The 24,333-nt window shown below is 67.7% G+C and carries 23 protein-coding genes and 2 tRNA genes; 15 read left to right on the forward strand and 10 right to left on the reverse strand.

Annotated features, from left to right (window positions below; translation table 11 throughout):
* The first annotated feature begins 19 nt into the window (after nt 1-19).
* The 7 genes from recF to OK17_RS19550 all read left to right on the forward strand — a co-directional run bounded on the left by recF (nt 20) and on the right by OK17_RS19550 (nt 8,034).
* Nucleotides 20-1,234 (forward strand): DNA replication/repair protein RecF, encoded by a 1,215-nt coding sequence (gene recF / locus OK17_RS19520; protein ID WP_461418445.1) that lies wholly within the window; start codon nt 20-22, stop codon nt 1,232-1,234.
* Complete coding sequence (locus tag OK17_RS19525; protein ID WP_461418446.1) at nt 1,227-1,814, forward strand: DUF721 family protein; 588 nt, start codon at nt 1,227-1,229, stop codon at nt 1,812-1,814. The genes recF and OK17_RS19525 overlap by 8 nt, the downstream gene beginning before the upstream one ends.
* A 345-nt stretch (nt 1,815-2,159) precedes the next feature.
* Nucleotides 2,160-4,223 carry a DNA topoisomerase (ATP-hydrolyzing) subunit B gene (gyrB, locus tag OK17_RS19530; protein WP_461418447.1) on the forward strand — a complete coding sequence of 688 codons (2,064 nt, stop codon included), beginning with the start codon at nt 2,160-2,162 and terminating at the stop codon, nt 4,221-4,223.
* 44 nt (nt 4,224-4,267) lie between these two features.
* Nucleotides 4,268-6,757 (forward strand): DNA gyrase subunit A, encoded by a 2,490-nt coding sequence (gene gyrA / locus OK17_RS19535; protein ID WP_006868465.1) that lies wholly within the window; start codon nt 4,268-4,270, stop codon nt 6,755-6,757.
* A gap of 103 nt (nt 6,758-6,860) precedes the next feature.
* Nucleotides 6,861-7,757, forward strand: coding sequence for a DUF3566 domain-containing protein (locus OK17_RS19540; protein WP_461418448.1), 897 nt, complete (start codon nt 6,861-6,863; stop codon nt 7,755-7,757).
* Nucleotides 7,758-7,824: 67 nt separating this feature from the next.
* Nucleotides 7,825-7,898: transfer RNA gene (locus OK17_RS19545), tRNA-Ile, on the forward strand.
* Nucleotides 7,899-7,958: 60 nt separating this feature from the next.
* Nucleotides 7,959-8,034 (forward strand) — tRNA-Ala (locus tag OK17_RS19550).
* Between the two features lie 113 nt (nt 8,035-8,147).
* On the opposite strand, the gene OK17_RS19555 is transcribed toward OK17_RS19550, so the two are convergent.
* Nucleotides 8,148-8,714 carry a dihydrofolate reductase family protein gene (locus OK17_RS19555; protein WP_461418449.1) on the reverse strand — a complete coding sequence of 189 codons (567 nt, stop codon included), beginning with the start codon at nt 8,712-8,714 and terminating at the stop codon, nt 8,148-8,150.
* A 76-nt stretch (nt 8,715-8,790) separates the two neighbouring features.
* Between OK17_RS19555 and OK17_RS19560 the strand changes: the two genes are divergently transcribed.
* On the forward strand, nt 8,791-9,360 hold the full coding sequence (locus OK17_RS19560; RefSeq protein WP_232718417.1) for a TetR/AcrR family transcriptional regulator: 570 nt from the start codon (nt 8,791-8,793) through the stop codon (nt 9,358-9,360).
* A 6-nt stretch (nt 9,361-9,366) separates the two neighbouring features.
* Here OK17_RS19560 and OK17_RS19565 read toward each other — a convergent pair whose 3' ends face one another.
* The 4 genes from OK17_RS19565 to mrf are packed head-to-tail and all read right to left on the reverse strand — an operon-like array spanning nt 9,367 to nt 12,606.
* Entirely contained in the window at nt 9,367-10,086 is a 720-nt protein-coding gene (locus tag OK17_RS19565) for a type 1 glutamine amidotransferase domain-containing protein (RefSeq protein WP_461418450.1), read from the reverse strand.
* Nucleotides 10,087-10,123: 37 nt separating this feature from the next.
* Complete coding sequence (locus OK17_RS19570) at nt 10,124-10,957, reverse strand: SDR family NAD(P)-dependent oxidoreductase (RefSeq protein ID WP_461418451.1); 834 nt, start codon at nt 10,955-10,957, stop codon at nt 10,124-10,126.
* Complete coding sequence (locus OK17_RS19575) at nt 10,947-11,195, reverse strand: hypothetical protein (RefSeq protein ID WP_006868459.1); 249 nt, start codon at nt 11,193-11,195, stop codon at nt 10,947-10,949. Before OK17_RS19575 ends, OK17_RS19570 begins: the two co-directional genes overlap by 11 nt.
* Before the next feature lie 31 nt (nt 11,196-11,226).
* Nucleotides 11,227-12,606, reverse strand: coding sequence for a ribosome hibernation factor-recruiting GTPase MRF (mrf, locus tag OK17_RS19580; protein ID WP_461418452.1), 1,380 nt, complete (start codon nt 12,604-12,606; stop codon nt 11,227-11,229).
* Between the two features lie 94 nt (nt 12,607-12,700).
* Between mrf and rpmB the strand changes: the two genes are divergently transcribed.
* From rpmB to rpsR, 4 genes are read left to right on the forward strand one after another with little or no spacing between them, the layout of a single operon-like run.
* The gene (gene rpmB, locus OK17_RS19585; RefSeq protein ID WP_005200411.1) at nt 12,701-12,937 is read left to right on the forward strand and encodes a 50S ribosomal protein L28; all 237 of its coding nucleotides are present in this window, start codon (nt 12,701-12,703) and stop codon (nt 12,935-12,937) included.
* Nucleotides 12,937-13,101: a 50S ribosomal protein L33 gene (gene rpmG / locus OK17_RS19590; RefSeq protein ID WP_004020951.1), complete on the forward strand. Its 165-nt coding sequence runs from the start codon at nt 12,937-12,939 to the stop codon at nt 13,099-13,101. The genes rpmB and rpmG overlap by 1 nt, the downstream gene beginning before the upstream one ends.
* Nucleotides 13,101-13,406 (forward strand): 30S ribosomal protein S14, encoded by a 306-nt coding sequence (rpsN, locus tag OK17_RS19595; RefSeq protein WP_461418453.1) that lies wholly within the window; start codon nt 13,101-13,103, stop codon nt 13,404-13,406. Before rpmG ends, rpsN begins: the two co-directional genes overlap by 1 nt.
* 22 nt (nt 13,407-13,428) lie before the next feature.
* Nucleotides 13,429-13,683 (forward strand): 30S ribosomal protein S18, encoded by a 255-nt coding sequence (rpsR, locus tag OK17_RS19600; protein ID WP_461418454.1) that lies wholly within the window; start codon nt 13,429-13,431, stop codon nt 13,681-13,683.
* A gap of 63 nt (nt 13,684-13,746) precedes the next feature.
* Here rpsR and OK17_RS19605 read toward each other — a convergent pair whose 3' ends face one another.
* The 3 genes from OK17_RS19605 to OK17_RS19615 all read right to left on the reverse strand — a co-directional run bounded on the left by OK17_RS19605 (nt 13,747) and on the right by OK17_RS19615 (nt 20,943).
* Entirely contained in the window at nt 13,747-19,233 is a 5,487-nt protein-coding gene (locus tag OK17_RS19605) for an ATP-binding protein (RefSeq protein WP_461418455.1), read from the reverse strand.
* A gap of 307 nt (nt 19,234-19,540) precedes the next feature.
* Nucleotides 19,541-20,707: a DUF4190 domain-containing protein gene (locus tag OK17_RS19610; protein WP_461418456.1), complete on the reverse strand. Its 1,167-nt coding sequence runs from the start codon at nt 20,705-20,707 to the stop codon at nt 19,541-19,543.
* A 56-nt stretch (nt 20,708-20,763) separates the two neighbouring features.
* Nucleotides 20,764-20,943 (reverse strand): hypothetical protein, encoded by a 180-nt coding sequence (locus tag OK17_RS19615; protein ID WP_232718426.1) that lies wholly within the window; start codon nt 20,941-20,943, stop codon nt 20,764-20,766.
* 124 nt (nt 20,944-21,067) lie between these two features.
* On the opposite strand from OK17_RS19615, the gene OK17_RS19620 reads away from it, so the two are divergent.
* Both OK17_RS19620 and OK17_RS19625 read left to right on the forward strand, forming a co-directional pair.
* On the forward strand, nt 21,068-21,589 hold the full coding sequence (locus OK17_RS19620) for a peptidylprolyl isomerase (protein WP_006868452.1): 522 nt from the start codon (nt 21,068-21,070) through the stop codon (nt 21,587-21,589).
* Nucleotides 21,590-21,792: 203 nt separating this feature from the next.
* On the forward strand, nt 21,793-22,509 hold the full coding sequence (locus OK17_RS19625; protein WP_308196000.1) for a rhomboid family intramembrane serine protease: 717 nt from the start codon (nt 21,793-21,795) through the stop codon (nt 22,507-22,509).
* A 28-nt stretch (nt 22,510-22,537) separates the two neighbouring features.
* Here OK17_RS19625 and OK17_RS19630 read toward each other — a convergent pair whose 3' ends face one another.
* Nucleotides 22,538-23,041 (reverse strand): PH domain-containing protein, encoded by a 504-nt coding sequence (locus OK17_RS19630; RefSeq protein ID WP_461418457.1) that lies wholly within the window; start codon nt 23,039-23,041, stop codon nt 22,538-22,540.
* Nucleotides 23,042-23,159: 118 nt separating this feature from the next.
* A complete protein-coding gene (gene crgA, locus OK17_RS19635) occupies nt 23,160-23,450 on the reverse strand; it encodes a cell division protein CrgA (RefSeq protein WP_005200426.1) in 291 nt (96 codons plus the stop codon).
* A gap of 162 nt (nt 23,451-23,612) precedes the next feature.
* Here crgA and OK17_RS19640 point away from each other — a divergent pair, with 162 nt between their 5' ends.
* A complete protein-coding gene (locus OK17_RS19640; protein WP_040536988.1) occupies nt 23,613-24,272 on the forward strand; it encodes an aminodeoxychorismate/anthranilate synthase component II in 660 nt (219 codons plus the stop codon).
* The last annotated feature ends 61 nt before the right edge of the window (nt 24,273-24,333 follow it).

Here is a 24,333-nt window from a genome sequence, read left to right on the forward strand (position 1 = left end):
CCGATCACCGCAACCGACCGTGTTCGTTCGTGAGCTGCACCTGAGGGATTTCCGCTCGTGGCAGGCCGTCGACCTCGATCTGCGGCCCGGCCCGACGGTCTTCACCGGCCGGAACGGCTTCGGCAAGACCAACCTGCTCGAGGCGCTGTTCTATCTGGCGACCCTGCGGTCGCACCGGGTGAGTTCCGATGCGCCGCTGGTACATTCCGGATCCGCGTCGGCGCTGGTCACCGCCACCGTCGAGAACGAGGGCCGGGAGCTGACCGCGGAGCTGCGGATCAATGCCGAAGGTGCCAACAAGGCGTCGATCAACCGCAGTCCCGCCCGGCGACCCCGTGACCTCCTCGGGATCCTGCGGACCGTGCTCTTCGCTCCCGAGGATCTCTCGCTCGTCCGGGGGGATCCCAGCGATCGCCGACGTTTCATCGACGAACTCGTCGCCCAGCGCGGTCCCCGATGGGTGGCGGCCCGCGCCGACTACGACCGGGTACTGCGTCAGCGGTCGGCGTTGCTCAAGACGGCGGCCGCCGCGTTGCGACGTGGCGGCGACCAGGCCGAGTCGGTGATCAGCACGCTCGATGTGTGGGACGGTCAGCTCGCGGACCTCGGCGGTCAGGTCACCGCGGCGCGGCTGCAGGTACTCGCCGAACTGGAACCACATTTCACCCGGTCCTACGCGTCGATCGCGCCGCACTCCCGGCCCGCGACCCTGCGATACCGGCCCGCCGGCGGCGTCGAATTCGACACGGCGACGGTCGAGTCGATCAGCGAGATCCTGGCCGCTCGCCTGCGCGAGCTGCGCGACAAGGAGATCGAGCGCGGTATGTGCCTGGTCGGTCCGCACCGCGACGACATCGACATCGTCCTCGGCTCCGACGTCGCGAAAGGCTTTGCGTCGCATGGTGAATCATGGTCGCTGGCGCTCGCTTTGCGGCTCGGATCCGTCGAGCTCACGCGCGCCGAGGGGATCGAACCGGTCATCATGCTCGACGACGTCTTCGCCGAACTCGACGCCAAGCGTCGGGAGAAACTGGTGGAGTTCACCGCCGGCGCCGAGCAGTTGCTGATCACCGCGGCCGTCGCCGACGACATCCCGGGCGAGATCGGCGGCCGGCGGATCTTCGTCGACGTCGTCGAGGACGCGGACGGTCGTCGGTCCATGGTCGTCGGAGATGAATCGGACCTGCTGTCCGGTGAGGTAGAGGAACCGGTGAGCGGGGTCGCCGATGAGTGACGAAGCACACCTGTCGCGCCCCGACGCGGTGGGAGAACCGTCGAACCGACCGATCGAACCGGGCGAACTCGGCGGATACGAACGCGCCCGGAAGGCTCTCGAGGAGGCGCGCGCCGCGGCGCGGGCGGCGGGGAAGTCGGTGGGACGCGGTCGCGCGTCACCGGTGCGTCGCACACCGCGGGGTGCGCAGACGCGGAAGCGATGGTCGGGATCGGGTCCCGATGCCCGGGATCCGCAGCCCTTCGGGCGCCTCGTCGGCGGTCTCGCGAAGGACCGCGGCTGGCAGGAGAAGATCGGCGAGGGCACCCTGTTCGGGATGTGGGACAACATCGTCGGTGCCGACATCGCTGCGCATGCGAAGCCGATCGAGTTGCGGGACAACGTACTTCACGTCCAGGCCGAGTCCACGGCGTGGGCGACGCAGCTGCGGTACGTGCAGGCGCAGATCCTGGCGAAGATCGCGGCGGCCGTCGGCGACGGCGTGGTGAAGTCCCTGCGCATCAGCGGGCCCAAGGGACCGTCGTGGCGTAAGGGCGAACGTCATGTGCGGGGGAGGGGCCCGCGGGACACGTACGGCTAGGCCGGGCTTAGCAGACTCGTTCGCACATTACTAGTCGATGCGCCCCGTGAGCGGATTTTCCTCCCCAAGCCACGATCGAACCGGGCTGATCCCAAAAAAATCGATCTGAGGGCCTGTTAGCGGCCCCGGATGCACGTTCCTGGGCGAGTCAGGCAGTACACTGTGAGGTGTTGTCCCGACAGGGGACCACCGAACGGCAGAACGAACGCGGCCTTCAGGCAACCCGGGAAGTCCCGGGCATACCTGTGTGCGCATCGACCTGCCCGCCCCCTGGTCGAGTAGATCGACGACGGATCTCGGTTACCTGGGATCCGCCGATGAGCAGAACAGGAGCGGACGCACCTCGTGGCCGACACCAACGACACCGGACCCAAGAAGAGCAAGAAGAAGCCGTCGGAGTACGGCGCCGACTCGATCAACATCCTCGAAGGTCTGGAAGCCGTCCGCAAACGGCCCGGCATGTACATCGGTTCCACCGGTGAACGCGGCCTGCATCACCTGATCTGGGAGGTCGTCGACAACTCGGTCGACGAGGCGATGGCCGGCTTCGCGAGCCGCGTCGACGTGACCCTCCTCGAGGATGGCGGCGTCCAGGTCGTCGACGACGGGCGTGGCATCCCGACCGGCATGCACCGGACGGGCGTCCCCACCGTCGAGGTCGTCATGACCCAGCTGCACGCCGGCGGCAAATTCGACTCCGACGCCTACGCGGTGTCGGGCGGTCTGCACGGCGTCGGTATCTCGGTCGTCAACGCGCTGTCGACCAAGGTCGAGCTCGAGATCGAGAACGACGGTTTCCACTGGGAGCAGACCTACTCCTACGCCAAGCCCGGTCCCCTGGAGAAGGGCGACGCGACGCGCAAGACCGGTACGACGGTGCGGTTCTGGCCGGACCCGCAGATCTTCACCGAGACCACCCGGTTCAATGCCGAGACCGTGGCGCGTCGTCTGCAGGAGATGGCCTTCCTCAACAAGGGTCTGACCATCACGCTGACCGATCAGCGTCCCCAGGCCGTCGAGGCGCCGGGCGATGCCAACGGTGACGGCGAGGCATCCGTGACCGAGGTCGCCGAGGCCGTCCAGACGGAGACCGAAAAGGCTGCCGCCGCGACGAAGCCGAAGACCCGGACCTACCACTACCCGGACGGGCTCGTCGACTACATCAAGCACCTCAACCGCACCAAGCAGTCGATCCACAACACCGTCATCGGGTTCAGCGCCAAGGGCGAAGGCCACGAGGTCGAGATCGCGATGCAGTGGAACGCCGGCTACTCGGAGTCGGTGCACACCTTCGCCAACACGATCAACACCCACGAGGGCGGAACGCACGAAGAGGGTTTCCGTGCGGCGCTGACCAGCACGGTCAACAAGTACGCCCTCGAGAAGAAGCTCATCAAGGAGAAGGACGGCAAGCTCACCGGCGACGACATCCGTGAGGGTCTCGCCGCGGTGATCTCGGCCAAGGTCTCCGATCCGCAGTTCGAGGGTCAGACGAAGACCAAGCTCGGCAACACCGAGATCAAGGGCTTCGTCCAGCGCACCTGCAACGAGCACCTCGGTCACTGGTTCGAGGCGAATCCCGCCGAGGCCAAGATCATTGTCAAGAAGGCCGCCGACTCCGCACAGGCCCGCATGGCCGCGCGTCGTGCGCGAGAGATGGTGCGCCGCAAGACCGCAACCGACATCGGTGGTCTGCCTGGCAAGCTCGCCGACTGCCGAAGCAACGACCCCACCAAGTGTGAGGTCTACATCGTGGAGGGCGACTCGGCCGGCGGCAGCGCCAAGTCCGGTCGCGACTCGATGTACCAGGCGATCCTCCCGTTGCGCGGCAAGATCATCAACGTCGAGAAAGCCCGCATCGACCGGGTCCTCAAGAACGCCGAGGTCCAGTCGATCATCACCGCGTTCGGCACCGGTATCCACGACGAGTTCGACATCGCCAAGCTGCGGTACCACAAGATCGTGCTGATGGCCGACGCCGACGTGGACGGTCAGCACATCTCGACGCTGCTGCTCACGCTGTTGTTCCGCTTCATGCGCCCGCTCATCGAGAACGGTCACGTGTTCCTCGCACAGCCGCCGCTGTACAAGCTCAAGTGGCAGAAGTCCGCTCCGGAGTTCGCCTACTCCGATCGCGAGCGCGACGGTCTGCTCGAGGCGGGTCGCGCGGCCGGCAAGAAGATCAACACCGACGACGGCATCCAGCGCTACAAGGGTCTCGGTGAGATGAACGCCAAGGAACTGTGGGAGACCACCATGGATCCGGCGGTGCGTGTCCTGCGCCAGGTGACGCTCGACGACGCCGCGGCGGCCGACGAACTGTTCTCCATCCTCATGGGTGAGGACGTCGCCGCTCGTCGAAGCTTCATCGCCCGTAACGCGAAAGACGTTCGCTTCCTTGATGTCTGATCACGGATCGAAGTATTTCGCAGTGATCGGAGAAAGAATCCACAATGACTGACACCACCCTGCCGCCCGCCGGCGGTGAAGGCGACCGCATCGAACCTGTCGATCTCGGCCAGGAGATGCAGAAGAGCTACATCGATTACGCGATGAGCGTGATCGTGGGCCGCGCGCTCCCCGAGGTGCGCGACGGCCTGAAGCCGGTGCACCGCCGGCTCCTGTACGCATCCTTCGACGCCGGGTTCCGCCCCGACCGCAGTTACGTCAAGTCGGCGAAACCCGTTGCGGAGACGATGGGTAACTACCATCCGCACGGCGACACCGCGATCTACGACGCCCTGGTGCGTCTGGCGCAGCCGTGGTCGATGCGCTACCCGCTCATCGACGGCCAGGGCAACTTCGGCTCCCGCGGCAACGACGGCGCGGCCGCCATGCGTTACACCGAGGCCCGCCTCACGCCTCTCGCCATGGAGATGCTGCGTGACATCGGCGAGGAGACAGTCGATTTCACGCCGAACTACGACGGCAAGACCCAGGAGCCGACGGTGCTGCCGTCGCGCATCCCGAACCTGCTGATCAACGGATCCGGCGGTATCGCCGTCGGTATGGCCACCAATATGCCGCCGCACAACCTCAACGAGGTTGCCGACGCGGTGTTCTGGGCTCTCGAGCACCACGATGCCGACGACGAGACCACTCTCGCCGCCTGTATGGAGTGCATCAAGGGACCCGACTTCCCCACGGCCGGACTAATCGTCGGCAGCCAGGGGATCAAGGACGCCTACACCACCGGCCGCGGCAGCATCCGCATGCGCAGCGTCGTCGACATCGAGGAGAACAAGGGAACCACCACGCTGGTGGTCACCGAGTTGCCCTACCAGGTCAACCCGGACAACCTGATCCAGTCGATCGCCGAGCAGGTCAACGAAGGAAAGCTCAAGGGCATCAGCCGGATCGAGGACCAGTCCTCGGACCGCGTCGGCATGCGCATCGTCGTCACGCTGCGTCGTGACGCGGTGGCGAAGGTCGTGCTGAACAACCTGTACAAGCACAGCCAGCTGCAGACCAGCTTCGGCGCCAACATGCTGTCGATCGTCGACGGCGTGCCCCGCACCCTGCGTCTCGACCAGATGATCCGCTACTACGTGGCGCATCAGATCGACGTCATCGTGCGCCGCACCCGGTACCGGTTGCGCAAGGCCGAGGAACGCGCGCACATCCTGCGCGGTCTGGTGAAAGCCCTTGACGCACTTGATGAAGTGATCGCGTTGATCCGCCGGTCGGCCAACACCGACACCGCGCGCACGGGCCTCATCGAGCTGCTCGACATCGACGAGATCCAAGCCGACGCCATCTTGGCGATGCAGCTGCGTCGCCTGTCGGCATTGGAACGCCAGAAGATCGTCGACGAACTCGCCGAGATCGAGCTCGAGATCGCCGATTACAAGGACATCCTCGACAAGCCGGAGCGTCAGCGCGCCATCGTGCGTGACGAGCTCAAAGAGGTCGTCGAGAAGTACGGCGACGAGCGTCGGACCAAGATCATCGCGGCCGACGGCGACGTCAGCGACGAGGATCTGATCGCTCGCGAGGACGTCGTCGTCACGATCACCGAGACCGGTTACGCCAAGCGCACCAAGACCGACCTGTACCGCAGTCAGCGCCGCGGCGGCAAGGGCGTCCAGGGCGCGGGTCTCAAGCAGGACGACATCGTCAAGCACTTCTTCGTCTGCTCGACCCACGACTGGATCCTGTTCTTCACCACCAAGGGGCGGGTCTACCGGGCGAAGGCCTACGAACTGCCCGAGGCCAACCGCACCGCGCGCGGCCAGCATGTCGCGAACCTCCTGGCCTTCCAGCCGGAGGAGCGCATCGCGCAGGTCATCCAGCTCAAGACCTACGAGGACGCGCCGTACCTGGTGCTCGCGACCCGCAACGGCCTGGTGAAGAAGTCCAAGCTCGTTGACTTCGACTCCAACCGCTCCGGCGGTATCGCCGCGATCAACCTGCGCGGCGAGGACGAACTCGTCGGTGCGCAGCTGTGCTCCTCCGACGACGATTTGCTCCTCGTGTCGCAGAAGGGCCAGTCGATCCGGTTCCACGCCGACGACGAGACCCTGCGACCCATGGGCCGGCAGACCTCGGGTGTCCAGGGCATGCGGTTCAACGCCGACGACACCCTGTTGTCGCTCAACGTGGTCCGCGATGACACCTACCTGCTCGTCGCGACGTCGGGTGGCTACGCCAAGCGCACCGGCATGGATGACTACCCGGTCCAGGGTCGCGGCGGTAAGGGCGTGCTCACCATCGCCCACGATCGCCGGCGCGGTGAACTCATCGGCGCGCTCATCGTCGACGACGACTCGGAGCTGTACGCGATCACCTCGGGCGGCGGTGTCATCCGCACCGCGGCCAAGCAGGTCCGCAAGGCGGGACGCCAGACCAAGGGTGTGCGTCTGATGAACCTCGACGAGGGCACCACCGTCATCGCGATCGCCCGCAACGCCGACGAGCCGGAGGAGACGGACGCCTCGGAGTAGGCGTTAGGGTTGAGAAAACGTGCAGCCGAGGAGTCGGTGGCGGTAGAAAGTGACCCGACGCGTCGATGTCCATCGGCAGTGACGCCAGAGTGAGGGATTGCCTGTGAGCACACCGAACGAGCCGAACCAGGAGCAGAACGGGCGCCCGTCCGGGAACCCGTCCGGTCCCGGTACGGGGACACCGACCGGTGGGCTGGTGCCGCCGTGGCAGCGCGGACCGGTCGAGGAATCGCCCGGTTCCGCGCCGACCGAGGCGTTCGGGCGTGAGGACGACTCGCGCCCGAACGCGCAGGGCAACCCCGGCGGTCCGCCGCCTGAGTCGAGGGGCGGCCCGCCGCCGCGGGGCGTCGTCACCAACAGCGGCACGGCTGCGGCCAGCATGAGCGGTCAGCAGGCTCCGGTCACCAAGCTCGACAGTCCGCGTCGGCCGGGCTCGGCTGTCGCGACCGAGGAGCCCGGTTTCGTCGAGTCGCCGACGAGCACCATCGACCGTGACAACCTGCCCGGCCAGGATCTGCCCGATCTGGATCAGATCCACCACACGGCCGATCTGAAGAAGCGTCCTCCGGAGGCGCCGCCTGCCGCGGCGCCGTCGAAGGTGGCACCACGTTCGGCCCCGCGTCAGGTGGGTGCCGGCACGGCTCTGCGCGCCGCGGTACAGCTGCGTCGGATCGACCCGTGGGCGACGTTCAAGATCGCCGCGGTGCTGTCGTTCGTCGGGTTCTTCATTTGGATGATCGCGGTCGCCGTGCTGTATCTGATCTTCGACGGCATGGGCATCTGGGATCAGGTGAACAACAGCTTCGGCACGCTCGTGGCCGACGAATCGAGCTCGGCCGGGGACGTCATCGGGGCCGGCACCGTTTTCGGCGTGGCGGCGCTCCTGGGGGCCGTCAACGCCATCCTGCTGACAGCGCTCGCGACGGTCGGCAGCTACATCTACAACATCTGTGCCGACCTCGTCGGCGGTGCCGAGGTGACGCTTGCGGATCTCGACTGAATCGAGCCGCTGACCAGCCGTTTTGGTTGGTGGGGGATCCGTCGGGTAACCTCACTTCTCGGTTCAAGGGCCTATAGCTCAGGCGGTTAGAGCGCTTCGCTGATAACGAAGAGGTCGGAGGTTCAAGTCCTCCTAGGCCCACTGCGACGGAAGTTTTCGAACTCCCGAAATCGCATCCCGTCGACCGATTCCGGTCGGCACGGGGCCTTAGCTCAGTTGGTAGAGCGCTGCCTTTGCAAGGCAGATGTCAGGAGTTCGAATCTCCTAGGCTCCACCACTGCACGAACCGCAACGCACCACCGGACCCCGGTGGTGCGTTTCGCTTTTTCGCGCACTCTTTCCGTTCGCGCTCACCAAGATCGGGTGAGCGCGAACGCACAAGGTGAGCGATCAGGCGCGGACATACTCCATGAACGACACCCCGGTCTCGTAGTTCCGGCTGTCGACGAGTTGGAACCATTCCGGTTTGTACGTCCCGGGCGAGAACAGCGGGATGCCGTCGCCGAAGAGCAGCGGCTGCCTCTTGAGGACCAGGCGATCGATCTCGCCGATCAACTGTGTCGCCAGGGACCCGCCGCCGCAGAGCCAGATGTCCTTGCCGTCCACGGACTTCAGCTCCTGCACGAGTTCGACGGGATCGCGGTCGGTGAACGTCACGCCGTCGACCGGTTCCGGCGGTCGGTGGGTGAACACGTACTGGTCGAGATGCCGGTAGGGACTCGGTGCCTCCGGCAGCCCGACGCCGTAGGTGTTGGCGCCCATGAGGACGGTGTCGAAGCCGCCGCCGCTCTGATCGATCCCGAGGGCCACCGCGTAGTCCGTCGGGATCGTGTCGGCGAACCGCTCGGTGATGTCGGCCATGTGATCGCCCTCGACGAGGAAAGCGTCGAACTCACCGTCCGGTCCCGCGATGTACCCGTCGAGGCTCACGGCCACGTAGTACACGAGTTCTCGCATGCTCACTCCTATCCACTTCAGGTGTAGTGGATAGGAATGTACAACAGATGTAGTGGTTCCCGCTATGGTCTTGTCCATGGCCCGAAACGACGAACGACGCCGAGCCCTCGCCGATGCGGGACTGACGGTGCTCGCGACAGCGGGTGCACGCGGACTCACCCACCGCGCAGTGGATCGGGAGGCGGGCGTTCCCCAGGGGACGACGACGAACTACTTCCGCAACCGCGCAGCGTTGCTCCAGGGGCTCGTCGAGCGCATCGGGGAGCGACTGGCGCCCAGCGACGAGTTCATCGCCGCACGGGCCGGCCAGCCACCCAGTCGGGCGCTGTTCGCACAGTATCTGCGCAACATCGTCGAACGGCTCCTCGCCAACCGGGAGGTGACGATCGCCCTCATCGAGTTACGACTCGAGGGCATCCGCCGCCCCGAGGTGGCCGAGATCATCGGGGAGTGGCGTCGGACAGGCTTCGCCGGCGACGTGGCGTTCAACGAGCAGGCGGGCCTGCCCGGGTCCGCGCACGAGATCGCGCTCTTCCACTACGCCGTCGACGGGCTGGTCCTCGACCGGCTCACCGGGCCACTGATGCCCGACGAGTCGCTCGCCGACATCGTCGACGCGCTGGTCGACGGGTTGCTTCCGGCCTAGCGGCCGCTACGCGGATTCTTCCGCGGCCTTCTTCACGCGATGCAGGACCTCGCGGGCCAGCTTCTCCGACGACGCCGGGTTCTGTCCGGTCAGCAGGTTGCCGTCGGCCTGGGTGTGGACCGTCCACGGCAGGCCGAGCGTGACCTTGAAACCCTCTTGCGTGAGCCGGTTCTCGAGGAGCCAGGGCGCCTTGTCGGCGAGTCCGGCTTGCTGCTCCTCGGCATTGCCGAAGCAGGTCACCGTACGACCGGAGAAGGCATTGACCCCGTCCTCGCCCTTGGCGGCCAACAGGATCGCGGGTCCGTGACACACGATGCCGATGGTCTTCTTGGCCCGGTCGGCCGCGATGAGAAGCGCTCCGGCGTCGGTGTCCACCGCGAGGTCCTCCATCGGCCCGTGGCCGCCGGGTACGAACACCGCGTCGTAGTTGGCGACGTCCACGTCGGACAGGGGGATCGGATTCTGGATTTCGGGGGCGGAGTCGATCACTTTCCGGAGCTCGTCGGCGCGCTCGACGGATCCGGCGGCGTCCGGGCTGAGGCTGCCCTCGTCGACCGGGGGACGCACGCCGCCCGGCGTCGCGACGGTCACCGCGAATCCGGCCTCCCGGAACACCTCGAGTGGCGCGACCGCCTCCTCGGCCCAGAAGCCGGTCTTGTGACTTGATCCGTCGTTCAGCGTCCACGCGTCGGCGCCGGTCATGACGAAGAGGATGTTGTGCGTCATCTTGCGCTCCTTCAATTGTGGGTTGACCTGTGGCGGGTCAGTTGAGCCCGGTGAGTTCCGCCGACCTCTCCCACAGGCCGTCGATGATCTTCTGGTCGTGTGCCTGTCGGTTCTCGAGCCCGTTCGGCTTGTGCCGGCTGAAGTACACGCCGTTGACCGACGGATCCGCTCCCCGTTCGGCGAGGGCGATCAGCGGTGCGGCGCCCTGCTCGGGCGTGATGGTCACCAGGCGGGTGACCGGAGAGCGATAGGCGAGTCCGACGAACCGCGAGTCTCGTCCGAAGCTCGTCGCGGCCGGACCGGGATGCACTGCGGCCGAATAGATCTTGTCATCGGTCCACCGCTGTGAGATGCCGCGCGTGAACAGGATGTTCATCAGCTTCGCCGTGCCGTAGGGGCGCAGTGCCAGCGCTCGACGCTTCTCGAAGTCGAGATCGTCGAAGTCGACGTTGCCGGCCAGATTGCCGACGCTCGCCGTGTTCAGGACCAGCGACGAACCCGCCGCGGCCAGCCGGTCGCGCAGCAGGTGGGTCAGCAAGAACGGGGCGAGGTGATTGATCTGGAAGTTGGGCTCGTGGCCGTCGGCGGTGCGGTCCCGGTGGTCGAAGGTGCCGCCGGCGTTGTTCATCAGGACGTCGATGGACTCGACGCCGCCGGAGATCTGCGCGGCCAGATCCCGCACCTGGGCGAGGTCGGCGAAGTCGGCCGTGAACGAGGTCGCCCCGGTCTCGGCCGCGATGGGCGCCAGCTTCTGCGGGTTCCGGCCGACGAGGATCAGGTTCGTCGACGGCCCGGCCAGCGCGCGGGCCGCGATGGCTCCGATGCCGTCACTGGCACCGGTGAGGACGATGGTCCGTTTCTCACTGGCCATCTGCCGTGCCTTCCGATCCGCCGACGGCGTGATCCTTCGGGGCGTCGGTGTCCGGCGGGGCTGCGTCGTAGGCGGCCTTCTCCTCCTCGATGCGCTCGGTCTCACCGATGGGGGTGTCGCCGGAGGTGGGAAGCACCGAGTCCGGGCCACCCCGCTCGGCGGGCTGCTCGGGCATGTCGGGGTCGGACTTCAGCTCGTCTTCGGTGGTCGTCCAGTCGCGCTGCTCGTTGTCGGCCATCCCTCCACCATGCCTGAGGATCGGCAAAACGTCACCGGTCGTCGTGGTGATCGTCGGCCGGCCCCCCGCCGGACGGGCGGTCGGCGGATGGGGTGTCGACCATGGGGGCCTCGACGTCGACGTCGTCACACGGGTCCGCGTGGAACCGGCCGAACGGATCATCGTATGTGCTCCAGAACTCTTGTCCGGCAGCGAGTTCCACATCGTTCACGCAGGCGGCTCGCAGCGCCTGTTCGATCTCGTCGGGGTCGCCGCGGTGGACGAGGACGACCAGCGAGGAGTGGCGATCCCCGAACGTGTCGTCCCACCGCAATGCCCCGAGTGCTCGCCGTTCGGGTGTGACCCGGGCGAGCTCGTCGTCGTCCATTGCGGCCAGCCACCGGCCACCCGGCGCGACGCGCAGACCGCCGCCGGCGGACTCCAGCCACAGGGCCTCGTCGGGTTGGGTCGCGAGCCACAAGCGTCCACGAGCACAGACCACGCCGTCCAGCAGCGAGTCGATCGCGTCATGGAGGCGACCCGGGTGCAGGGGTCGATCTGTGGAGAACTCCATCCAGGTGACACCGCAGTCGGGGTCGAGGGAGGGCTGGTCGAGGAACAGCGGGTCGTGCGGCCCGTCGATGCGCCCCCGCCGCGACGAAGGCGGGATCGCGGCGACCAACTGCTGGACGAGCAGGGGAGTGAGCGGCCGTTCCGGCAGTTCGAACATCATGGGCGCCCTCGGTGCCAACCGTTCGAGGACGGCCATGAGGCGAGCGGACTCCCAACTGTCCCGGGCGGGAGAATTGTTGCCGAGGACGACGAGCGCATCGGCGAAGGCGACCTGACCGACCGCGACCTGTGCGAGGGTTCGCTCGTCGTCGGGCGGTACGGGAAGGACCTCGCACAACCCGAGATCGCTCGTCGCGTGATGCAGCCAGACGTGCTCTGCGACAGCGGTAATCGTCGACTCCACCCGAACATCCAGTGCGGCCGGTGCCGCGGGGATGGCGGGCACGTCGTCGACGACGACATGCTCGATCGACCACGCGATGCGTTCCGGTTCCAGGATCGGATCGAGGGTGAGCACGACGCGTCGCACCGACGACCGCCGGTGAAGGCGTCGGAGCAGGGGCAGCAGATCCTCCCTCAGCGTGCACGAGACACAACCGTGGGCGAGCTCGATCACCGTGACCCCTTCGCGGCGTCGGCCGTCGGATTCCCGCCAGGCCAGGGTCCGGACCACGCGCCCGTCGGCCACGCCACTCAGATCGTGGTGGACCTGCACCGTTCCGGGATCGGACGTCAGCGCGTCGCCGATCCGGCGAGATGTGGGTCGGTCCAGGCCGGTCACCAGGATGACCGGCGTTCGGTTGTCGGCAGGGAGGAATCGCATCTGCCCTTCTGCGGGGCTCAGGTCGTCCACGTCCACACTCCAGACTATTGAGAATCATTTCCATTTAGGCTGAATCGACGGTACCGTGGCGGCGACTCTAATGCCAATCATTGTCAATAAGGAGGACGCCATGTCACGTCGGTGCCAGGTCACCGGGCGCGAACCGGGCTTCGGCAAGCAGGTTTCGCATTCCCATCGGCGCACATCTCGTCGCTGGGACCCGAACATCCAACGGAAGCGCTACTTCGTACCCAGCGAGGGGCGGTACATCACCCTGCGGGTCAGCGCCAAGGGAATCTCGACCATCGACCGCCACGGGATCGAATCGGTGCTACGCACGATGCGGGCGCGAGGGGAGAAGATCTGATGGCGCGCAACGAGATCCGCCCCATCGTCAAGCTCCGATCCACAGCAGGCACCGGCTACACCTATGTCACCCGGAAGAACCGCCGCAACGATCCTGACCGCATGGTGCTCCGAAAATACGATCCCATCGCCCGGGCCCACGTCGACTTCAAGGAGGACCGCTGATGGCGAAGAAGTCCAAGATCGTCCGCAATGAACAGCGTCGAGACGTGGTGGCCCGGTACGCCGACCTCCGCGCGGAACTCAAGCGGACCATCGTCGCCCCCGGTTCCACCGGCGCCGAGCGGGCAGAGGCCCAGCGTCGCCTGCACGCCCTGCCACGAGACGCCAGTCCGACGCGCCTGCGCAACCGGGACGCCATCGACGGCCGGCCCCGCGGCTACATCGGCAAGGCCGGGTTGTCACGGGTCCGGTTCCGCGAACTGGCCCATCGAGGCGAACTGCCCGGAATCCACAAGTCGAGCTGGTGAACGGCCGGCACAGGAGGCACTCATGAAACGCAGACCACGCCGTGACGACGACCGTCCGGCCCGTAAGAAGAACCAACTGTCCGCGCTCGGCGTCCGGGCCGACGGTCGGAACCCGGTCGACTACAAAGACGTGCAACTCCTCCGTCAGTTCCTCAGTGACAAGGGACGGATTCGGAGTCGACGGCTCACCGGCCTGACACCACAGCAACAGCGTCAGGTCGCCACCGCGATCCGCAACGCCCGGGAGATGGCCTTACTGCCCTACAACTCTCGCTGAGGTGCCCGCAACACACCGCCGCCCCCGGTTCGAAATCGAACCGGGGGCGGCGACTTGTGTTGATTAGGAACTCACGGCGTGCGAGTCCTTCTTGCCCCAGGCCGGGGAGTTCTCGATCGCGCCGATGATCCGCGGGCGCAGCTCCTCGGCGCGGATGACCGCGTCGACCGAACCGACCTCGACGGCGCGCTGGATGCTGTGCACCTTGTCGAACTCGGCAGCGATCTCGCTGATCTTCTCCGCGCGGACGGATTGCCGGATGTCGGCGAGCTCGGCGTTGAGGCTCGAGCGATCGGTACCGGAGGACTCGGCGATGTTCGTCTCCAGCTCGCGGACACGAGGATCGGCCGCGACACGCTTGGCGACCTCGCCGGCGAACACCACCGCGGCGGCGGGTGCGCCACCGAGCACGGAGGCGAACGAACCGTCGATGGCCAGCACGGTCATGTTCGGGTTCAGCGCCTTCGAGAACACCACGAACGCACCGCCGTGGTAGCGCGAGATCACGCAGAACACGATCGGACCGCGGAAGTTGACGATCGCGCGACCGATCTCGGCGCCGTATTCGAGCTGCAGCTTGCGCATCGACTCCGGCGAACCGTCGAAGCCCGACAGGTTCGCGAGCACGACGAGCGGACGGTTGCCGCTGGCCACGTTGATCGCCCGGGCGGCCTTCTTCGACGACTGCGGGAACAGGGTGCCCGCGGTGTAGGTGTCGGGACCGTCGGTGGGCTTGTAGCCACGACGCGCGACCTCACGCGACTCGATGCCCAGCATGCACACCGGGATTCCGCCCAGATGGACATCGCACACGACGGCCGTCTCCGCGTCGGCCATGCCCGCCCAGCGTTCCAGGACGACGTGGTCCTGGTCGGCGACGGCGCGCATGACGGTGCGGATGTCGAAGGGCTTCTTGCGATCCGGGTTGTGCTCGCGCGAGAAGATCTGGCCCACCGTGGTGAAGTCGCTGCCCGCGAGGACGTGCGGGTAGTCCGAGACGTCGCGGTCTGACGGATCGACCGTCTCCGCGCGGCGGGGGGTGCCCTCGCCCGGGAGCACGTAGGTGTGCTCGTAGTGGGACATCAGGACGTCGCGAGCTGCACCGAGATTCGGTGCCCAGTACTGGGCCTGGCCGTTCGGGCCCATCACGCGGTCGAAACCGCCGATGCCGAAGTTGTCCTCGGCCGAGACGCCGCCGGAGAAGTCCAGCGACTGCTTGCCGGTGAGAACCATCGCCGAATCCGGGGTCATCACCAGGATGCCCTTGGTGTGCATGAGCATCGTCGCCTCGGCGTTCCAGTACGGCTGCGCACCGACGTTGATACCCGCCACGACGATGTTGATCTCGCCGCCGTCCTGGGTGTACTCGACGACCCGCTTCAGCGCACGTGCGACCCAGTCCATGTTCTCGGTACCGGAGTCCATCGAGATCCGGGCACCCGAGGACAGTGCGTACCACTCGAGGGGGACCTGCATCTGCTCGGCGAGGTCGAGTGCGGCGATGACGCGGCTGCACTCCGGTTCCGACAGTGCGCCAAGCGATTTGGTCGGATCGCCGAGCAGGACCACGCGGGTGACGCCCTCGGGGAACTTCTCGGTCGGGGTGGTCACGACACCGGCGACCATCGCCGCGGTGTTACGACCCTTGGGCCGGTCGACCGGGACCAGGCGATGCTCGGCGTCGAGGTCGTATTCGGTGAAATCACCGAGGATCTCGGCCAGCTCGTACGGGTAGACGGTGTTGCGGGCCGCGGCGCGCTTGACCTTCTGGCGGTACTCGTCGACGGGCTCGATCGGCGCGTCGGACGGCTCGCCGACCTTGACGTCGAAATCGCCGGTCGCGTTGAGCGAGAAGCGAACCGAGACCTTGGAGAGTTCCCCGGTCTCGGGGTTGCGCCGACGCGCGATGACCTGGACCTCTTCGAGGCCTATTCCCCGTGTGACACCGCGGATGTGACCCGAGATCATGTCGAGGATCGACGCGTCGTCGTCGATCGGCGGCCAGACGTAGAGGACGATCCGGTTGGTGCTCGACGGCCGGGCCGCCCCGCGCTGGGCGCGGCGGATCGAGTCGGCACACGAGGCGAGCGTCGCCTCCGCGGTGGGCAGGGTCAGCAGACGGCCACCCGGCTCGCGGACCGCGGTGAGGTCGCGGACCTGGGCGAAGGCGATGAGTCGCTCGTCGGAGGGGTTCTCCCTTGCGACACAACGGAAGAGGTACACCTCTTCGTCGTCGGCGGAGGGCAAACGGGTGAGGTCGAACTTCCGCAGCCGCTCCATCCGCATCCGCTGTGCGATGTGCGGGTGCAGCCCGCGGATGAGGCGTTCCTCCGCCATGCCGGTCGCGGACTGACGGAACGTGACGTGATGATGCATCCGCGCGTCGCCGCGGCCGGCCACCGTGATGGTGACTCGGTGGACCTGCGGTGGGAGTGCGGCGTTGGAGACGATCTCGTGCAGGGTCTCGGCGAGGGCGTCGAAGCCGCTGGGCTGCTGCTCCCAGCTGAGGTAGATGTCGGCGTCGACCGCGGCGGCACCGCGGGCGAGTTCGCCGAGACCGTTGAGCGCGGCGGGCAGGCCCGTGAAACCGACAGCCGCGGACATCAGGCTGCCGCTGTCACGATCGGCGACGACGAAGGTCGTGCCGCCGGCCTCGTGGTTGCGGATGTCCGAGAGACCCTTGTTGCCGTAGTAGCGGCGGGTCAGGACCTCGAGCATCACCTGGTTGTCGGTGGTGCCGCGCTCGATGCGCTGGCCGAGGAGACGGACGAGCGGCTCGGTGCTGCGCACCATGTTGTCGACGCGCTCGTCGCGGTCCGCGGCGTTCGGGTTCTCGTCGAGGTACCGCAGCTGCTTGCGCACGTTGCTGTAGACGCGGGCACGGTCGCGGAGCAGCAGCGGCTGGCCGTACCAGGCGTAGACGACGCCGCGGGCGAGGTCGGCGATGGCCGGGTAGCGCATCTGGGTCGCGGCGATCAGGCGGTCGAGGGCAGGGCCGACGTCGTCGCGCAGCTCGTCACGCGGCGTCGGTTCCTGCAGCCACTCACGCAGCAGGGTGGTGATGACGGTGACCGAGCCGGCCGGGTTCTGCAGGGCCAGGAAGATGCGGAAGACCGCGGCCTCGAGTTCCGGGGTCCGGTCGAGTTCGGTGACGCCGTAGTGCCGCAGCGCCCGGCCGAGCTGGTCGTGGAAGGCGGCGGGCAGACCGTCGCGCTCCACGTCGAGGCTCTGCAGGTAGGTGTGGAAGTTCTCGCGGGCACTGTGAACGTGCTCGACACCGACCTCGTCGCTCGACGGTCGGTTCTGGCTCAGCTCGGCGAGGTCGGCGAACACGGTGATGAGTTCGAGCTCGTCGGCGAGGGGCCGGCGACCGCTGGCCATGACCGCGCGGCGCACGGCGAGGTAGTCGTCGAGCAGACGGGTGGCCTCGTCGGCGTCGACGTCGAAGCCGAGGAGCTGGGCGCGCAGGTCCTCCTGCGTGCGGGTGGTGCGCTCGTGCGCCTCGACCTCGGGCTCGGCGGGCAGGTCGAGATCGACGCCGGCGACCTCCTCCGGGGCCTCGTCGCCGTCGTCGTCCGCCAGCGGCTCGAGACGCAGCAGTGTCGCGCCGGTCTCAACCTGCGTGCCGACCGACACCAGGCTCTCCTTGAGCCGCGAGCGGACCGGTGCACGCAGCACGGTCTCCATCTTCATCGACTCGAGGACCAGCACGGGTGCGCCCGCCTCGACCTCGTCGCCGACCTGCAGCGGGGTGGCGACGACGAGTGCGGGTGCCGGGGAGCGGACGACGCCGCCCTCGTCCCGGCTGACGCGGTGGGTGATGCCGTCGACGTCGACGAGGTGGACGGGTCCGTGGGTGTCGGTGACGAGACGGAACCGCTCACGGTTGACCACGAGCTGGGCGGCGTGGTCGTCGAAGCGTTCGAGTTCGACGTCGGCGGTGTGGGTCTCGACACCGGCTTCGATGCTCACGCGGAAACGGTGTGCGCCGATGCGGGCCACGCGGACGCGGTAGTTGGCGCCGCGCAGCTTGAGATCGAGGGGACGGCCGCTCTCGTGCTGGACCTGCGGACGGCCGCCCGAGGCGGTCGACATCAGGCGCTGCTGCTCGACCTTCTCCTCTTCCTCGTAGGCGTCGATCGCCGCCGCGGTGAGCGCGATCGCCGAATGCTGATTGGCGACCAGGCCGCCCTCGGCGCGGACCCGGTCGATCCAGCCGGTGTCGGCGCTGCCGTCGATGACCTCCGGCTGGTCGAGCAGCTCGAGCACGAAGGACTTGTTGGTCGAGCCGCCGGCGATGATCACCCGCGTCTCGCGTACCGCGCGGCGCAGGCGGCCGAGCGCCTCGTCGCGATCGCGACCGTAGGCGATGATCTTGGCGATCATCGAGTCGAAGTCGGCGGGGATGGTGTCGCCCTCGCTGACGCCGGTGTCGACGCGGATTCCCGGGCCGGCCGGCAGTTCGAGGAGGTTGATGCGTCCCGGCGCCGGAGCGAAGTCGCGGTCGGGATCCTCGGCGTTCAGGCGGGCCTCGATGGCATGGCCGCGTTCGGTCGGCGGCTCGCCCTCGAGCTTGCCGCCCGCCGCGACGTGCAGCTGGGCGCGCACGAGGTCGAAGCCGTTGGTGATCTCGGTGATCGGATGCTCGACCTGGAGGCGGGTGTTGACCTCGAGGAACGCGAACAGCTTCTCGCCCGGGTGGTACAGGAACTCGACCGTGGCGGCACCGCGGTAACCGACGGCGACGGCGAGGCGCTCGGCGGAGGCCTTCAGCTCGGCGACCTGCTCCTCGGCGAGGACCGGCGACGCCGACTCCTCGACGACCTTCTGGTTACGACGCTGCACGGAGCAGTCACGGACGCCGAGCGCCCATGCGGTGCCCTGACCGTCGGCGATGACCTGCACCTCGACGTGGCGCGCACCGGTGACCAGGCGCTCCAGGAAGACGACGCCGCTGCCGAACGCACGGGCGGCCTCGTCGCGGGTGCGCTCGTAGGCCTCGCGCAGTTCCTCGTCGTTGTTGACCACGCGGATACCGCGTCCGCCACCGCCTGCGGTGGCCTTCAGCATCAGCGGGTAGCTGATGTCGGCGGCCGCGGTGAGCGCGTCGTCGATGGTGTCGACGGCGCCGCGGCTCCACGGCGCGACCGGCACGCCGACCTCCTCGGCGATCAGCTTGGCGCCGATCTTGTCGCCGAGCTTGCGCATCGCGTCCGGCGACGGGCCGACGAAGGTGATACCGATCCGCTCACAGAGTTCGGCGAAGACCGGGTCCTCGGCGACGAAGCCCCAGCCGACCCACGCCGCGTCGGCGCCGGTCTCGAGGAGGGCGCGCTCGAGCACCTTCATGTTGAGGTACGGGCGCGACGCTGCGGGACCGAGGTCGTAGGCGATGTCGGCCTCACGCACGAACGTGGCGGAGGCATCGACATCGGTGTGCAGCGCGATGACCTCGATCGCCTGCCCCGTTTCGGCGGACAGGCCACGGACGGCATGGATGAGGCGCATTGCGGCCTCGCCACGGTTGACGATGGCGATTCGGGAGAACATCACCGACTCCTTCGGTTCGTCGTGCCGAGGGTGTTTTCGGCACACGCGAGGTGGTTCATCAGATCGATAGTTGCGGACCGAAGCCATTACGCGCGAGTACGTTCACGCGCGTCGGCATCGGGTCGTCGCGACCCGGCGGCTCACCTGGACCGGGAACGCGCTGGGTGGAGACCCTTTTCGGCTATCAGATCTTCCTACCGAAAGAAATCGCGATTCGGTACCGATCGGCGATCTCCGCACGCTGAATTCGTGCCGAAAGGGCTGTGACCTGGGTCATAACGGACGGCGGCACCGTTCCGGATGGCCATCAGGCGGCGAAGAGGATCCAGCTGTAGATCACCAGGCCGAACACCAGGACGCCCAGGTAGGCCCAGCCCAGCCAGATCGCGACGTTGGCGAACGGCAGTCCGGACTCCCCCCGGGTGCGTCGAATCTGTGCACGTGCGCGGTAGCCGAGCACGAGACCGATCGGGAACGTGATGCCGAGCCCGGAGAGGATCAGGGCCCACACGGCCAAGCGATTGAGGCGTGGGCCGGACTGGGGAGCCACGTTGTCCTCCGGATCGTCCTCGAATGCTGGGTTGGTGTTTGCAGAGTAGGCCTGGGACACCGGTGTGACCGCCGTGCGGTCGTCGACGCCGGGCGTGTCGTCGGCGTTCTGCTGGGCAGGGGCTGCCGGAGCGGCCGGCGGCTTGACGAACATGGTGGCGTCGGCCGCGTCGGAGCGCCGGGTCTCGTCGTCGAGCGCGTCGGGACGCGACCGTGGAGGTTCCGGACGGGAGGGGGCCGGTCCCGGACGGGCGCCGAGGGCGTCCGGCCGCGCTGCGCCGGTCCGTTGCGTCGGACTGCTCTGCGGCGGATTCCCTTGTGGCGCAACGGGGTTCGTGCCGGGAGGCGGGCGGTGTCCGGCCGGGGGACGCCCGGCGGGGTTCAGCGGTCCGGGGTTGCCCGGGGGAGTGCCGGGAACCGGTCGCGGACGCGGGCCGGTCGTGTAGGCGCCGGCCGGACGCGGGGGAGCACCCGGGTCGCCGGTGGGGCCGGGACCGTTCGGGCGCGGAGGTTGCGGACGGGGGCCGCCGGGCTGACCGGGGCCGCCGGGACCGGGAGGACGGGGACCGCCGGGCGGGGGACCGGGCCGCTGAGACGATCCCGGACCGCCGGGACCCGCCGGACCACCGGGCGCGGGCGGCAGGGGCCCGCGAGGGCCGGGACGTCCCGAATCGGGCAGGTCGCGTCCGCGGGGCGGCGAAGGTGCGCTGATCGGCGCGCTCGGCACCCGCTCCCAGGGCGCGGTGCCGTGGGATCCGCCGGTGGGAGCCGTGCTCGACGAACCGGGGCCGGTCGGGCCGGGCCGGGTGGTCTCGGTGTCGCGGGGCTTCGCGTCGTCGGACATCGACCACAGCTCGCGTGCCCGCTCGGACGCGCCACCGGGGGAGGTGGGCGTGTTCGGAGGGCGCTCGTCGTCTGAGGTCACGTGTTCAAATTACCTGTGGATGCCGCCGACGCCCGGATCGACCGTCGGCGGTGTCGTCACGAGGCCTGTGATTCCGTGCTCTTCGCGAGGGCCTCACGGACCTCTTCGACGCGGGGAACGGTCGGCGAGACCGGCGGCGGATCCTGACGCGTACGACGCAGGACGACGACGCCGACACCGGCGGTGAGCACCGCTGCGAGCACGGTCAGCGCGGCGACGAGGTAGTTCTTCGGCATGCCGACCAGAGTGCCAGCCCGGCCCCCGCCCATGCCACCTCCGGCGATGTGACACTGCGCGCGCAGGCGGGGTCGAGAGCCACGTCTCGACCACCGAAAACCGCACAAGTGGTTGGATGGAGGGGTGACCACTCAGAAAACCTCCGCAGTCATCCACACCAACCGCGGCGCCATCAAGGTCGACCTGTTCCCGAACCACGCGCCCAAGACCGTCGAGAACTTCGTCGGCCTGGCCGACGGGAGCAAGGAATACAGCAAGCCGAACGCATCCGGCGGCAACTCCGGCCCGTTCTACGACGGCTCGGTCTTCCACCGTGTGATCGCCGGCTTCATGATCCAGGGCGGCGACCCGACCGGCACCGGCATGGGCGGCCCCGGCTACCAGTTCGGCGACGAGTTCCACCCCGAGCTGCAGTTCGACCGTCCGTACCTGCTCGCCATGGCGAACGCCGGCCCGGGCACCAACGGCTCGCAGTTCTTCATCACCGTCGGCCCGACCCCGCACCTCAACCGTCGTCACAGCATCTTCGGTGAGGTCACCGACCCCGAGTCGCAGCAGGTCGTCGACGCCATCGCGACCACGTCGACCGATCGTCAGGATCGCCCGCTCGACGCCGTCGTCATCGAGAAGATCGAGGTCAACTGACCTCTCCGGAACACACCGCCCCGCAACGGGCGGTGTGTTACCGGCATCCCGACCGCCCCACCGGCCTGTCCTGCAGCCGGTGCGGGCGGCCGGCGTGTCCGGACTGCCTTCGACCGGCGTCGGTCGGCCAGCATTGTCTCGACTGTCTTCGAGGTGATGGGGTCCAACGGACGCCGGCTTTCGGTGACCGCGGGGTGCGGCGCATGGCGACCACCCGCCTGTCCGCGGGCAAGCCGTACGTCACCTACACCCTGATCGGGATCAACATCCTGATCTTCCTGCTGTGTGCCGTCCAGGCCGGCAGCTTCGGCGACCCCGGGGCGGCCACCGTCTTCAGCTCTGGGGATCTCCTCAAGAGCGACGTCGCCGCCGGTGAGTACTGGCGCCTGCTGACGTCCGGCTTCCTGCATTTCAGCGTGATGCACGTGGCCGTCAACATGCTCTCGCTCTACATCCTGGGCCGCGACCTCGAGCTCGCGCTGGGAATGTCCCGCTACCTCGCGGTCTATCTGATCGCTCTGTTGGGCGGCAGTGCCGCCGTCATGCTCTTCGAGAACGACCGCGCCCTCACCGCAGGCGCCTCGGGCGCCATCTACGGCCTGATGGGCGCGATGCTGGTGATCATCCTCAAGGCCCGCGTCTCACCGGTGCCCGTCCTGCTGATCATCGGCTTCAACGTGGTGTTGTCGTTCTCGCTGCCCGGGATCTCCGTCCTCGGGCATCTCGGTGGTCTCGCCTTCGGCGCTGCGGCCACCGCCGCCATCGTCTATCTACCGGGACTGGTCCTGCCGGAGGGGCGTCGAACCCCGGAGGCGGCCGGCCGGGTCGGCTGGATCGCGCTGGGCGTGCTGTTCGTCGTCGCGCTCGGCCTGGGGATCGCCGGCGGGCTCACCTACGACGGACTCACCTACATCCGCTGACGGGCCCGGGCCTCGGGAGCCGGGTCGGTCAACGGTCGTCGTCGACGTGGAATCCCGCTGCGCGGAGTGCGTCGACCACCGACAACAGGTCGGTACCGAGATCCCAACGACTGAAGACGAGTAGTCGGGTGTCGTCGCGAGGTCCGTCGGATCCGTCCGGACGACCGGTTTCGGCGTCGTCGTCGAGGACGTCGATCTCGAGCTGTCCCACCCGGCGGCCGACGCGCCGCATCGACAGCAACCGGATGCGTTCGACGCGGTCGGGCGTGTAGCTGCGTCGTCCGGTCAGACCGCGCACGGTCAGCGTCGCCGGGTGCCCGACCGAGAGTTCGAGCCGTGGCCGGACCAGCAACGTGTAGACGCCCAACGCGAACAGCAGCACGCCGGCGATCCCCATGAGGACCGAGCCCGCGGGATCGTTCGACACCACGATCGCGCCGACGAGCAGGATCACGCCGCCGATACAGCCCGCGACACCCGCTCCGACCGGCGTCGACCAAGCGTGTGTGGATGAGTCAGCAGAGTTATCCACAGGAGTTACTCACAGTGGGGACTACTTACACACATGTTATTTCCACAGTGTGGATAACTTACACACATGTGTTTTCGCAGGTCAGACCGTGACACGCGGGGAAGAATCGTGGATCGGATCAGCGCCACCGCATGGTCATCAACAGGCCGGCCACCATGAGGGAGAACCCGATGAGGAAGTTCCAGGAGTTGAGCTCGGCCATCCAGTGCAGGACCTGACCCTCCGCGCCGTACGCGGTGGGGGTGGCGGCGAGGTAGTAGACGACGAGCCAGGCGAGCCCGAGGAGCATCAGGCCGAGCATCACGCTCACGTAAATGGTGCTGGAAGCTCCGGCCTTGACCTTGACCGGAGTCCTGCTCGCGGTGTTGATCGTGTAGTCGGTCTTCTTCCGGACTTTTGACTTCGGCATGACATCCTCTGTTGTGCTGTACCGCAGCAGCGGTCGTACGCGTGCCCGGGACTCCCGAACGTCGTGGAGACCGATCGGTCCGGGGTCGGAAACACTCGACTTCTACGGTATCTCACCAGGTCGCCGACCGAGGTACCCGCTTTCGGCGGTAGCCTTTCCTGCGTGAGTCGCATCCTGGTCATCGACAACTACGACAGCTTCGTCTACAACCTGGTCCAGTACCTGGGCCAGCTCGGTGTCGAGGCCGTCGTGTGGCGCAACGACGACCCGCGGCTGACCCCGTGGGACACCGAACATCTGCGTGAGGCGGTCTCCGGATTCGACGGGGTGCTGCTCAGCCCCGGACCCGGCACCCCGCAGCGCGCCGGCGCGACGATGCCGATGGTCGAGGTGGCCGCCGCCGAGGAGCTCCCGCTGCTGGGTGTCTGCCTGGGTCATCAGGCGATCGGCGCCGCGTTCGGCGGAACCGTCGACCGCGCACCGGAACTCCTGCACGGCAAGACCTCGCTGGTCTTCCACGACGACAAGGGCGTCCTCGCGGGCCTGCCGGATCCGTTCACCGCGACCCGCTACCACTCGCTCACGGTGCTGCCCGAGACCATCCCCGACGAACTCGTCGTCACCGGACGCACCGAGTCGGGCATCGTCATGGCGATGGCCCACCGCGAGCTGCCGATCCACGGCGTCCAGTTCCACCCGGAGAGCGTCCTGACCCAGGGCGGGCACAGGATGCTCGCCAACTGGCTCAAGACCTGCGGCATCGAGATCGACGAGACGCGCGTCGCGGCGCTCGAGGCGGAGATGGCCAGCGCGGTCGGCTGACGCGACCTTCGCTGCTTGAGGTGCGAGGCGCGCGACGCAACCCTCGCTGTCTGAGGTGCAA

It is taken from the genome of Gordonia sp. GN26, from assembly GCF_054823965.1.